Annotated in this window: 12 protein-coding genes; 8 read left to right on the forward strand and 4 right to left on the reverse strand. The window is 38.3% G+C overall.

The window, feature by feature from the left end:
- The first annotated feature begins 240 nt into the window (after positions 1 to 240).
- From COE25_RS17385 to galE, 4 genes are all read left to right on the forward strand, one after another.
- The gene (locus tag COE25_RS17385; protein WP_098933480.1) at positions 241 to 1,434 is read left to right on the forward strand and encodes a nucleoside transporter C-terminal domain-containing protein; all 1,194 of its coding nucleotides are present in this window, start codon (positions 241 to 243) and stop codon (positions 1,432 to 1,434) included.
- A 225-nt stretch (positions 1,435 to 1,659) separates the two neighbouring features.
- The gene (locus COE25_RS17395) at positions 1,660 to 2,472 is read left to right on the forward strand and encodes a UTP--glucose-1-phosphate uridylyltransferase (protein WP_098933482.1); all 813 of its coding nucleotides are present in this window, start codon (positions 1,660 to 1,662) and stop codon (positions 2,470 to 2,472) included.
- A 6-nt stretch (positions 2,473 to 2,478) separates the two neighbouring features.
- Positions 2,479 to 3,756 carry a UDP-glucose dehydrogenase family protein gene (locus COE25_RS17400; protein WP_098933483.1) on the forward strand — a complete coding sequence of 426 codons (1,278 nt, stop codon included), beginning with the start codon at positions 2,479 to 2,481 and terminating at the stop codon, positions 3,754 to 3,756.
- Positions 3,757 to 3,934: 178 nt separating this feature from the next.
- Complete coding sequence (gene galE / locus COE25_RS17405) at positions 3,935 to 4,924, forward strand: UDP-glucose 4-epimerase GalE (protein WP_088085350.1); 990 nt, start codon at positions 3,935 to 3,937, stop codon at positions 4,922 to 4,924.
- 31 nt (positions 4,925 to 4,955) lie between these two features.
- On the opposite strand, the gene COE25_RS17410 is transcribed toward galE, so the two are convergent.
- Positions 4,956 to 6,023, reverse strand: a complete 1,068-nt coding sequence (locus COE25_RS17410) for a glycosyltransferase family 61 protein (protein WP_257208870.1) — start codon at positions 6,021 to 6,023, stop codon at positions 4,956 to 4,958.
- A gap of 227 nt (positions 6,024 to 6,250) precedes the next feature.
- Between COE25_RS17410 and COE25_RS17415 the strand changes: the two genes are divergently transcribed.
- On the forward strand, positions 6,251 to 7,333 hold the full coding sequence (locus tag COE25_RS17415) for a glycosyltransferase family 61 protein (RefSeq protein ID WP_098933485.1): 1,083 nt from the start codon (positions 6,251 to 6,253) through the stop codon (positions 7,331 to 7,333).
- A 72-nt stretch (positions 7,334 to 7,405) separates the two neighbouring features.
- Here the strand turns inward: COE25_RS17415 and COE25_RS17420 are convergent, their stop codons facing one another.
- Complete coding sequence (locus tag COE25_RS17420) at positions 7,406 to 8,161, reverse strand: glycosyltransferase family 8 protein (RefSeq protein ID WP_098933486.1); 756 nt, start codon at positions 8,159 to 8,161, stop codon at positions 7,406 to 7,408.
- 3 nt (positions 8,162 to 8,164) lie between these two features.
- Positions 8,165 to 9,079 (reverse strand): glycosyltransferase family 2 protein, encoded by a 915-nt coding sequence (locus COE25_RS17425; protein WP_098933487.1) that lies wholly within the window; start codon positions 9,077 to 9,079, stop codon positions 8,165 to 8,167.
- 139 nt (positions 9,080 to 9,218) lie between these two features.
- Between COE25_RS17425 and COE25_RS17430 the strand changes: the two genes are divergently transcribed.
- Positions 9,219 to 10,202, forward strand: coding sequence for a glycosyltransferase family 2 protein (locus COE25_RS17430; RefSeq protein WP_098933488.1), 984 nt, complete (start codon positions 9,219 to 9,221; stop codon positions 10,200 to 10,202).
- A gap of 89 nt (positions 10,203 to 10,291) precedes the next feature.
- Here the strand turns inward: COE25_RS17430 and COE25_RS17435 are convergent, their stop codons facing one another.
- A complete protein-coding gene (locus COE25_RS17435) occupies positions 10,292 to 11,245 on the reverse strand; it encodes an NAD-dependent epimerase/dehydratase family protein (protein WP_098933489.1) in 954 nt (317 codons plus the stop codon).
- Positions 11,246 to 11,320: 75 nt separating this feature from the next.
- Between COE25_RS17435 and COE25_RS17440 the strand changes: the two genes are divergently transcribed.
- Both COE25_RS17440 and COE25_RS17445 read left to right on the forward strand, forming a co-directional pair.
- Positions 11,321 to 12,013 (forward strand): glycosyltransferase family 2 protein, encoded by a 693-nt coding sequence (locus tag COE25_RS17440; RefSeq protein ID WP_098933490.1) that lies wholly within the window; start codon positions 11,321 to 11,323, stop codon positions 12,011 to 12,013.
- A complete protein-coding gene (locus COE25_RS17445) occupies positions 12,013 to 12,705 on the forward strand; it encodes a glycosyltransferase family 2 protein (RefSeq protein WP_098933491.1) in 693 nt (230 codons plus the stop codon). The genes COE25_RS17440 and COE25_RS17445 overlap by 1 nt, the downstream gene beginning before the upstream one ends.
- The last annotated feature ends 30 nt before the right edge of the window (positions 12,706 to 12,735 follow it).

The following is a 12,735-nucleotide window of genomic DNA, read 5'->3' on the forward strand; positions in this document are numbered from 1 at the left end:
CACTATTCATTCCCAACCCCCCAGAACATACTACGTTCGTTCTATTCTTATTAACTTATACTTATAAAAATACCATCAAGAATATTTCAGTTTAGCTAAAAGAATAATCTGTTTTTCTCACATTGTCGCAACATAAATAATATTTCTCGGGCTTTACTCTTCAACAAACCCGTGAAAAGTTGACGACTTTTTCTATATAAATAAACATTTTGGGAATAATAAACCAAAGGAGTTGATAACTTGTATTTTTTGTTAAATGTACTAGGAGTATTAGTAATGCTCGTTCTTATTTATTTTTGCTCGCCTAATAAAAGAAAGGTTAAATGGAAATCGATTTTGACGTTGTTGGTTGTTGAATTAGCGATCACCTGGTTTATGTTATCGACGAAAATCGGGTCATGGATTATTAATAAAATAGCATCGTTTTTTAACTGGTTAATTGCTTGTGCGAACGAAGGGACTTCATTTGTATTCCCATCCGTGATGGCGAACGAGCATGTGGATTTCTTTTTTAGTGCGTTAATGCCAATTATTTTCATTATTACATTCTTTGATATTTTAACGTACTTCGGAATCTTAACATGGATTATTGATAAAGTGGGCTGGCTCATTTCAAAAGTATCTGGATTGCCAAAGCTAGAGAGTTTCTTTTCGATCCAGATGATGTTTCTTGGAAATACAGAAGCCCTGGCCGTTATCCGTCAGCAGCTGACCGTATTAAAGGAACATCGCCTGCTAACGTTTGGAATCATGAGTATGAGCAGCATCAGCGGTTCGATTATTGGGGCTTACTTAACAATGGTTCCGGCGACATATGTATTTGTGGCGATTCCGTTGAATTGCTTGAACGCGCTTTTGATTGCAAACATGCTGAACCCTGTTGAGGTGAGTAAAGAGGAAGATATCGTTTATGTTCCTTCGAAGGAGGAGCGAAAAGATTTCTTTTCAACCATATCAAACAGTATGTTAGTCGGAGTGAAGATGGTCATTGTCATCATGGCAATGGTAATCGGTTATGTTGCCTTAACCGCTGGTATAAATGGGATTTTAGGATTCGTTGTGAAAGGGTTGACCATCCAAAAAATCTTCTCAATTATCTTTAGCCCATTCGCGTTCTTGCTTGGTTTAGCTGGGGATGATGCCATGTATGTGGCGCAACTAATGGGAATAAAGCTAGCGACCAATGAGTTTGTTGCGATGTTGGACCTAAAAGGCAAGATCAGTGGACTTGCTCCGCATACAGTCGCTGTTGCCGTCACGTTCTTAACTTCCTTTGCAAACTTTAGTACAGTCGGGATGATTTATGGAACGTTTAATTCGATCCTTAGTGAGGAAAAATCAAGTATTATTGGAAAAAATGTCTGGAAGCTGTTGGTCAGTGGAGTGGGAGTATCTTTATTGAGTGCGATGATTGTTGGATTATTTGTTTGGTAAAAGAGCGGAAAGCAATGGTAGTGGAGATTAATGCTATTACACGGACTTATCTTTTTAGAAAAGTAGAATCCATTAGTAATCCGGTTCCCATTCAAAATGGGGCCGGATTTTTTTCTTCTGCCACACTTGGACACCTTCCCATTTTACTGCCCTTTCTATATGGACAACCTTCCTCCCCTTCCCTTTTGGAATAAATTAATACTAGTACGCTAGGAGGGAAGAGACATGGTAAGGAAAGCAATCATTCCTGCAGCGGGGTATGGAACAAGAACCTTGCCGATCACGAAGGTTTTGCCGAAGGAGATGCTGCCGATATGTGGAAGGCCGGCGCTTGATTTTATAGTGGAGGAAGCGATTAATTCAGGAATCGAGCAAATTCTAATTGTGGTATCAAGATCAAAAAATATGATCCTTGATTATTACGATCGGTCGGTAGAATTAGAGACGTATTTAGAAGAAAAAAATAAGACGCATTTATTAAAGAAAATCAGTCCTCCAAATGTGCATTTTCAATATGTTAGGCAGACCTATGCGCGTGGATTAGGGGAGGCCATCCTTCTTGGCAAGCACTTTGTAGGGAATGAACCTTTTGCCGTCATGCTTCCTGATGAAATTATTCTTTCCAACGAAAAGGAACCGTTAAGACAATTAATTGATATGTTCACCGAAGTTAAGGGAAATATCGTCGGGGTTAAAAAAATGGATCCGTCCCAGTTAAAGAATTATGGAGTGATTCAACCAGAACTATTCAAAAACACACAATATAAAATTAAAGATATTGTCGAAAAGCCGCAAGAATCACCTCCATCGGATTTGGCTGTGATTGGCAGGTATATTTTTAATCCAACCATATTCTCCTATCTTGAAAACGTGAAACCGGGTGTAGGTGGTGAAATTCAATTAACCGATGCGATTAAAGCAATGGCGAAAGAATATACAAGCTTTGGGTTGGAGGTTGAAGGCAAGTGCTTTGACATAGCCAAAATGTCCGAGTATGTCGACCTCATTAATTATATTTGGAATTCAAAGGAGGGGTAAGAACCAATGAAAATCTTAATAATTGGCACAGGATATGTGGGAACCACTACAGGACTAATATTTTGCGAACTGGGTCACAAGGTAACCGGCCTTGACCTTGATGAGCAAAAAATCCAAGCTTTGCAGACTGGTAAACTCCATTTCTATGAACCAGGACTTGAGGCCCTGCTAAAAAAGCATATCGATTCTCATAATATTACTTTTACAAAAGATACAGAAACAGCAATAAAAGAGAATGATCTGATATTCATTTGCGTCGGTACCCCGCAGGGACCTAACGGCAGCGCGGATCTGATCTTTGTGAAAAATGTCGCTGCATCGATCGGTCAGCACATCAACCAATACAAGGTCATCGTTACAAAAAGCACCGTTCCGGTTGGGACCGCAACGCTAATCACGAAGGTAATAGAGGAAAATCAAACAGCCCCGATTCCATTCGATGTCGTATCTAATCCCGAGTTTCTACGCGAGGGTTCCGCTCTTCAGGATGCACTGAATCCTGATCGAATCGTCATCGGCACAACGAGTGAAACAGCCAGAACAATCATGAGAGAATTATATAAAGACTTCGACTGCCCAATCGTCGAAACGCACCCAAAAGCCTCTGAAATGATTAAGTATGCAGCCAATTCTTTCCTCGCTTTGAAAATTTCCTATATCAATGAGTTAGCAAGAGTTTGTGACAACCTCGCCATAAATGTGAAGGATGTCTCGAACGGAATCGGGCTCGACCACCGGATTAATCCGCATTTCTTAAAAGCAGGATTGGGCTACGGCGGCTCCTGTTTTCCAAAGGATGTCAATGCGTTAATCCAAACAGCAAAGGAACAGGGAAATCCTTTATCCATTCTTGAAGCTGTAGTCAAAGTCAACGCGGATCAGCCTGTTTATTTTATTGAAAAAGTAAAACAGGCTCTCGGCAGCGATTTGAAGAATAAGACCATTGCCGTGCTCGGGTTATCCTTTAAATCGAATACTGATGATACAAGGGAGTCACCTAGTTTCATTTTGATTAATAGATTATTAGAAGAACAAGCAACGATTAAGACACATGATCCGATTGTGAAAATGGGAGCACCCCAACAATTTCCGACGATTGAAGAAACCGTTGCTGGTGCAGATGCGCTCGTCATCTGCACGGATTGGGATGATTATAAAAATCTAAATTGGAAGAGCCTTAAGCCGTTTATGAAGCAACCATATATTTTTGATGGTAGAAATATGCTTGATAAGGAGAAAGTGGAGAAACTAGGGTTCTATTACTTTGGAGTTGCTAATCATTAAAAAAGAGCATTGAAGCATGCTCTTTTTACTTTGACTTAGGCTGTGTTAAAGCTAAATGTTGATTTTACACACTCTGTTGATTGGAGCGGAACGCCCGCGAACCGCCCGCGAATGGAGCGGAAATCAACAGACAAGTTTAACACAGCCTTGACTTAAAAAAAGAGGAAGTGAATAATCGATGATTTTGGTTACAGGTGGAGCCGGTTATATCGGCAGCCATGTCGTCAGGGATCTTGCGGATAGGGGCTATTCCCTTTTAGTTATAGATAATCTAACAACCGGGCATATCGAGGCAGTAGATAAACGGGCCATTTTTATTCAGGGGGATGTGGGAGATCCAAAACTACTCGAACGTATTTTTAAAACGTATTCCATCCAGGCGGTTATGCACTTTGCGGCAAGCTGTCTTGTAGGTGAATCTGTTGTTAATCCCCTTAAATACTATCAAAATAATGTTGTGGAAACCGTTCGCTTACTTCAAAAAATGAATGAATACCATATTAAGCATTTTATCTTTTCCTCGACATGTGCAACATATGGGATACCGAATCAATCAACCATCCATGAAAAGCTGCCAACTAACCCGATTAACCCCTATGGAAAGTCTAAACTAATGGTTGAAACCATGTTAAATAGTATTTCAGATAGCGATGACTTCAATTATATCGCCCTCCGTTATTTTAATGTGGCCGGAGCATATCATTCTGGTGAAATAGGAGAAGATCATGATCCAGAAACACATTTAATTCCCAATATTTTAAGACATTTACAGGGGAAGTCACCCTATATAGAAATTTTTGGGAATGATTACGCGACTCCAGATGGCACGTGCATTCGCGATTATATTCACGTAACCGATTTGTCCGCGGGTCATATTCTAGCATTGGAATATTTATTGAAAAATCAGGGGCAAAAAACGGCGGAAATCTTCAATTTGGGGAATGAACGTGGCGTATCTGTTTTAGAAATGATTAACCTCTGTGAGCAGGTTGCCGGCGCCAAGGCCAATGTAAAAATTCAGCCGCGGCGAAAAGGAGATCCGTCACAGTTAGTGGCATCATCTCAAAAAATACGCGGTGTACTAGGCTGGGCACCAAGATACGATATCAAATCGACCATTGAAACTGCATGGAACTGGCACCAGAAGCATCCTAACGGGTATAACTAAAAAACTATCCACTGTGAAAAGTGGATAGTTTTTAAAGTTTCATACTTCTTATGAAAGCGGCAAACCTGTGGGGGTTAATGGTTATGTTATCTAATCCAGTCCATCCTCGATTTTCCTGAGTACGATTGAGTCCTCCGTAATGACCAATAAAATAATTATGATTCAATTTTCCAAATGAACTGATTACCCAATAAAGGGGAGTTATATAGGTAGGAGTGAAAATTTCAATCACTTTTGTATCTGGCCTGCAAAAGGTCAAATTTGCAAATCCTGCTCCATGTGCGCCAACAATGACTTCGGCAGTTGAAAAAAGCTGGGCTTGTTCAACGACTGAAAGGGTTTCAAGCTCAACTTTGATAAAGCCATATTGCTTTAATAGATCCCATAAGTCAGACTCATTCGTGATGATTCGAGACCATTTTCTACTAATGTAGATTCGCTTTTTTTCAGTGGAGTTCATGTTATCTTCTTTTAAAAAAGTTTTTCTTAAGAAATCATAGCCCCACTTTGTTGCAAAGGAGGGCTGGGATGGAACAACTAAATGATCAGCTTGAATATGGAATCCATCGTATGTCTTTATTAATTGATCATCCGTTATTCCAAGTTGGTGTAAGGCTTCAGATTGAAAAGGTAAATGGTCAGGTTCTGATTTTATAATAAAACGCTCAACATTTATGCCACTTTGCTGCAGCAAATGAATACGGGGAATCACTTCATACATCCAATGATAATAGTTTCTGCCCACTACATGTGTGAGGTCTGCTATTTGTCCGTAGTGATGTGAAATAGGGGGTAAGGTTTCCTCTTTAAAAATGGAATGATTGGAGCGTGGATGGACAAATTCTAAAGATGCATCCCAGATTAGATGATTATCTGAGGTTACAATCGCTCCATTTAGTCCCCATACGCGTCCATTCGGAATCACTCCGACAGATCCACCTTCTAATTTAGTTGGATAGCGAGTTGGAGGACGTTTCATACGTCTTGAAAAAGAAGTTTCAGGGTAAATTTCTTTAAAAACTGCTCCCTGAGAAACTGATTCGACGTTCGCTTCAATCCAATCCTTTACGAAATTATGGATACCAATAGGCGGCAGCATGTGAGCCAAAAAAATCGCCTCCAATTTTTTAAGAAAATGTTTCCGTTATTGGATCATGAAAGAAGAATACATTCTATATTACTATTCCTGTTTAAAGGTTTATGTTACTTAAATTTTTTAACCCCTTATACACCTTAAATAACAATAAAGAATAAATAATATTAAGGAGTAGTCCTACGTTAATGCCATGACAGAAGAAAAACAAATAAGAATAGGAGTGTTTTTTTTTGAATCATATACTGCCGCCGATTGGAATCTTTCATTCTATAAAAGATTGGATTGCTGCAAAGGATGGATCCTTTTCAAACGGAGTTGATATGAAGAAAATTTACCCTGAAACTCCTGTTTCAAGTAGTATTGACCGTCGTCCTCCTTGTCCTCCTTCATGGTATCCTGGTGAATTTGCGGGTGGTGATGTCGCAGTTATTCCGAATGCGCGTATATGGGGTGCGAATGGAGCAATCATTACTCCTGATAATCATCTAATTTGGGATGTATCTGTTGAGCGTGTGCATATTATTCCCGAGAATCATTCCATTTTTCAAGAGAAAGCATTGCCAGAGGCTGCTTACATTAAAAAAGCCGCAGACCTAACACATGTTTACAGCGGGAATTATTATCATTGGATGTATGAGGTAATTCCCCGGATTGATTTGCTTCAGCAGAGTGGTCTAACAGTCGATCGGTTTATCGTGAATCCTGAATCTGAACAACCTTACCAACCTGAAACCTTACATCAACTTGGAATAGCGGATGATCAATTAATAAAGACACACAGTGGTTTTCATGGTCAGGCTGAAAATTTAATTATTCCTTCTCAACCAGCTTTCCCGACAAAATGGGGATATGATTTTTTACGAAAAGCATTTTTAAGAGACACTATGTTAACATCCTCTGATAGAAAAAGAATCTTCATCAGCAGAAAATGGTCGCGAAAAATCACGAATGAAGAACAAGTAATGAAGGTACTAACCAAATATGGTTTTGTTAAAGTTGATTTGGAATCCCTCTCAGTGGCTGATCAGGTTCAGCTTTTTTCTTCCGCTGAAGTCATCATTGCTGCACACGGAGCAGCCTTAACAAATTTAACCTTCTGTCAGCCTGGGACTAAGATCCTTGAAATTTTTACTCCATCCTATATTATCCCCCATTATTGGGCGATAAGTTCATTGGGCAATTTGAAGTATGACTATTTTATTGGTCAATTAGGCAGGCATGTTTCTCAGAGTGAAAATAGGTGGACAGGAGGAGATGACATCATCATAAACCTTCCAAAATTTAAAACTCACTTAAAAAGAATGCGCCTATAAATATTCAGGTGAAAAAAGGAAAATCCCGTACACTTGTAAATGACGGGATTTTCTTTGTTTAGTACTATTTATCTACCAGTCTAGTCGATCCCTGTAATAATAATATTCTTCTTTAAGATAGGTCTCACCATTCCAAGGTTTTACATCTGTATTGAAATGAATAATTATTGGGCTAATGTTCAAATGCCCCATCCTAAAGACTTGATAATTCCACTTGTAATCGAGTGGAATCCATTTATTGTATAATATCGCATTGAGGGCATCCTGATCCCACCAAATGATTTTTTTAGGATTTTTATTAATAAAATTAAGGACCTTGTTTGAAATTTTATATTTTCTCCACTTTTTAAGATTCATTAACAGGACACCCGAATTAAAATATTTATAGCCATTCGGCAGTCTTATTCCAGAAAAATCAACAGGGTCCTCTACAGCCCCTAAGAAATGATTCTCCAAATGCTCATTCTCCCATAATTCTCGGAGGTCCCCTTTGATAATCAAATCACTATCTAGATAGATGGCCTTTTTTATTCTCTTATCTAAAAGATCAGGTATAGATATCCGATAAAATGCTTCTCGACTTACATGGCCCCATCCCTTGAAATGTTTATAAATACTCGGGTCCACATTTAAATAGATAGGGGAGGTGTTATAATTTTGGAGGAGGCTATTGATTTTCGATTTATTATCGATGGATAAATTTCCATCGATAATATAGATTTGATAATTGGTTTCAGTCAATTTATTTTCAAATAAGGATAATAGCATGGTTGCTAAATGAACTGCGTAATTATCGTTACTAAGTGCAACTATCGAAATCGGTTTCATTGATCAACCTCCACGTCGTAGTTTATCCATTTCTCTATAGTGAATTGCTAAGGACTCACAATAATTTAATAGGTTGCTTATTGCACTTACTTCATTGTGATATGTGTATTTTAAATCCAATGAATGGCAAAAGGAAAAGTCCATTGGAACATATGTTTCGTTATGCTCTAGAATGGCATCTACACTTAGATTAAAGTTATTCTTTTTAAGTTCCTCAAAGAGCGTATGCCAGTGATAATTATGGCCTTCACTATAGTTATAAGAAGCAAGCGTGTTAATCCACCCCACAGTTATTTTTGATTTTAGATGTTCCAAAGATCGATATGGGAAATGCCCTAATTTTAGGTTTTGTGAAATCTCAACTTTGACATTTCTTTTATCAAATAGTAAATCATGGTTTCCACCTGAAATAGAAGGGGAATAGGTTTTCCAAATTTTTTTTGAAACGACTACTTTGGGCCAATAATCTTTGATAGGACTTGCGTACGTAATTCTTTTCGGTATAAACAACTCGTTTTCATTGAGGTGGATAGGGAAATAAGTATATTCTCTTTCAAGGTAATAAACTTTACTAGTTGATAATTTGTTCACCAATTTTCGCGGGTTTCCAGAATAGTTTGGAGCCGTTAAAAACTCATCCACGTCTAATGGGAAAATAAAATCAGGATCAAATTGTTCGAAAGTATAGTTGATTAACTCCGTAGTTTTTTCTCCCTGAACATACTCCAGTGTATCGTCATGTCGCAAATAAATTGGGAGACCTTCTGATTGTAATTGCTGGATAATATCTAGAGTACGATCCGTACTCCCATTATCTAAGAGGACAATACCATCGAAAATATTAAGATGGTATCGAATATATGATTCAATAATATCTGCCTCATTTTTTATCATGCCTACACAATATACCTTTCTCATATCAATCTCCTTCACCTTCATTCATTCAATGGTCCTTTTAGTTTATTCACTCGATTTCTTTTCGTGTAGACGGATTCCAGATTTTTTTATCATGCATATGATAAATCAAATTGTTTATCGGGGGTGTCGTGTAGTAACTATGGAAATATCAGTGGTAACAGCAGTGTATAATGGTGAAGAGTACCTTGAGGAATCGATTGAAAGTATTCTTAAACAAACATTTCCACATTTTGAATATATTATTGTGAATGATGGCTCCAATGATAAAACAAAAGAGATTTTAGATAATATAACAGATCCAAGAGTGAAGGTAATTCATCTAGTGAAGAATGGCGGGGCAGCCAATGCCTTAAATATTGGAATTAATGAAGCAAAAGGTCAATGGATTGCCCTTCAAGATGCCGATGATGTTAGCAGTGAGCATCGATTGCAAAGGCAGTTAGAATATATAAAGTCTGACTCTAGGCTTGTAGCTGTTGGTTCATTCATTAAATGTATCCCTGGAAATGATCGGGTTGAGCAAAGTGCTCTTGAATGGGAAGAGGTTTTTTTTAACAGCAAAGAACATTTCAGAAATGAACAGTTCTACAGTACACCCATGTGCCATGGCACTGGCTTTTTCTCTAAGAAAGCCTATGAAAATATTGGAGGATATGATCCAACATTTAAAATTGCTTATGATTATGATCTTTGGACGAGAATGTTTGAAGAAGGTGAAATTTCCAGGGTGCCGGAAGTACTATATAAATATAGAATTCATGGGAATTCTCTTGCACATAGTAATAAAATTGATACAATGAACGAGATTTTACTCAGCACCTTTAAAAGTATTTCGGAGCTTCGGTTTCAACATTTAAAGAGGAAACCAAAACTGTTATTACTAGGTACAAAAAACAATATTGAATTCTATAAGGATAATCTGGAACATAAAAATCATTATTTAATGATGAGTTTTCTTGAACAAGACCTTAAAAATATTAAAAAAGCCTATTCTTTATACCAATCAAATGAAATTGATGGAATTATTCTTGTTGCAAATCAACAAATTGCTGAGATTTTACGTTTTTATAGAAGAAAAGGTTTGTCATACAGAAAAAACTTTTTTATGATTTGGATACCTTGAGGCCTTAAGTAAGTCAACTGACAATTTCAACAGTGATAACTAAATGCAATAAAAGACCTATTCATAATTGAATGGGTCTTTTATTTGATTTACAATATCTTTCTTCTATACTCTTTAATCGTTTCTTCAAGTCCCGAATTCAATGTTATTAAAGGTTCCCATCCTAGTAATTCCTTTGCTTTTTCTATGACAGGCCGCCTGACTTTCGGGTCGTCTTCCGGCAGTGGGTGAAAAGTGATGTTACTTTCTGAGTTTGCCAATGCTTTTACCAAATGTGCTAAATCAATTATCGGATATTCGATTGGATTACCAATATTGATGATTTCGCCATTTGCCTCGTCTTTTTCCATTAAAAGCTTTAGTCCGTTAAGCGTATCGGTGACATAGCAAAACGACCGTGTTTGTGTTCCATCACCATAAACGGTAATATCTTCGCCTTTGAGTGCTTGCGTGACAAAGTTAGAGATCACCCGGCCATCATCGTTTGCCAATCCAGCCGAATACGTATTAAAAATCCGTGCAACCTTTACCTTTGTTTGATATTCCGTAAAGTACAAATAGCAAAGGACTTCACCTAATCGCTTCGCTTCATCATAACAGGCACGGGGGCCCCATGTATTGACATTGCCTCTGTAGGTTTCTGGCTGGGGATGTACTTCTGGATCACCATAGGCCTCACTTGTACTGGTATAAACAATATTAGCTTGATTCCTCTTAGCCAGTTCAAGCATATATTTCGTTCCTATCGTATTAACATTAATCGTTTCAAAAGGGCTTGCCTGATAATATTTTGGAGAGGCAGCGGAGGCAAGGTGATAAATTTCCTGTACGTTTAATAAGTCAGGGTCAGTAAGTAATTTCCGCGAACATGCATCCATCTCCTTAAAAATAAACCGGTCTTCTGGGAGGCCCTTTATGTTTGTGAATTTCCCTGATAGTAAATTATCTACTCCAACCACAACGCATCCGGCTGCAAGTAAATCCTTTGCAAGCTGCGACCCCAGGAATCCCGCCACTCCCGTTATCAACACTTTCTTTTCCATGTTTCACCTCTAATTTTCAAGTCTCTTACATACTATGAAATAAATATGAATTGGTATGGGTAGGAGGTGGACATCGTGGTAACAGTTGTAACTAGTACGATAAGAGAAAACATGCTTGAGCGAGTTATCGAGAATTTCTTGAGGCAAAACCTACAGGAAAAAGAACTAATTATTATCTTGAACAAGAATGATATGAAACTAGAAAATTTAACGGCGCCTAATATAAGAATATTTCAAATGGATGAAGAGAAAACATTGGGGGAGTGCCTGAATTTTGGTGCCATGCAGGCCCGCTATGGGCTAATTGCTAAATTTGACGACGACGATTATTATTCACCTGCCTATTTGGACAACGCTCTTTGTTTGTTGAAGGAAACGGGTGCAGATGTCGTCGGGAAGGCAGGGATCTTTGTTTATTTTAACAAAGATATGCTGTTAACAGTATTTCGTCCTAGAATGAGTAATTTCTTTTTGAAAAATAAGAGGATATTTCTGGCCGGAGGGACGTTAGTTTTTAAAAAGGATGTGCTCGTCAAGGTTCAGTTTCAGGCGTTAAATAGCGGCGAGGATGTGCAATTTCAAAAGGATTGCCTTAATCAGAAGTTAACATTATATTCAGGGAGCCTAGATGATTATGTACTGATCCGCTATCAAGAGAATCATCAGCATTCCTGGCTGGTTCTTGATGAGACCTTCCAAAAACATTGCAAACGGATTGTGGTGACGGACTCGTTTGAGGAGTATGTGTGGGAAGGGGGCAGGTGCTAATGATTTCCGTCGTTGCCTGCACGAATCGCCAAGCCTATCTACCGAAGATTTTCGAGAATTTTCACAGACAAACTTTAGTGAAAAAAGAGCTTATTATCATTGTTAATTCTACGGTAATGGAAGTGGATAGCGTTGGATATCAAATTCTCAAAATTCCTGAGGAAGTCAGTTTGGGAGCGTGCTTAAATAAAGGGGTTCGTTTAGCGAAATATGATTTTGTGACAAAAATGGATGATGATGACTATTACGGTCCCGAATATTTAAAGGAAGTGTATGAGGCCCTTGTTCAAACAGACGCAGACGTGGTGGGTAAGAGCAGCTTTTATATTTACTTCAAAAAAAATAATGAATTACGCTTGTATAATCCTAATCGTGAAAATCGGTGGGTTGTGAACAATGGTCCTTATAAAAGCGCGTATTTTCTAAGCGGGGCCACGCTCGCCTTCAAGAAAAAAATCCTCGATAAAGTTAGCTTTCCCAATGTGGATGTTGGCGAGGATAGTGGTTTTCAGCGACTTTGCTTTGAAAGTGGGCTGAAAATGTATTCGTTATCGAAGGAACACTATACGTATTTGCGCTATACTGACCCTCTGCACCATCATTCAGATGCAAGGGAATCGCTTTTAAGAAGGGAAAGTCGTTTCATCGTCCACACCGCTTCGATTGAAAAATACGTCAATACAAAAAAGTAAGGCAGTAGTGTCGTACTACTGCCTTGATTT

Source organism: Bacillus sp. AFS031507 (genome assembly GCF_002584635.1).
Classification (GTDB): domain Bacteria; phylum Bacillota; class Bacilli; order Bacillales; family Cytobacillaceae; genus Neobacillus.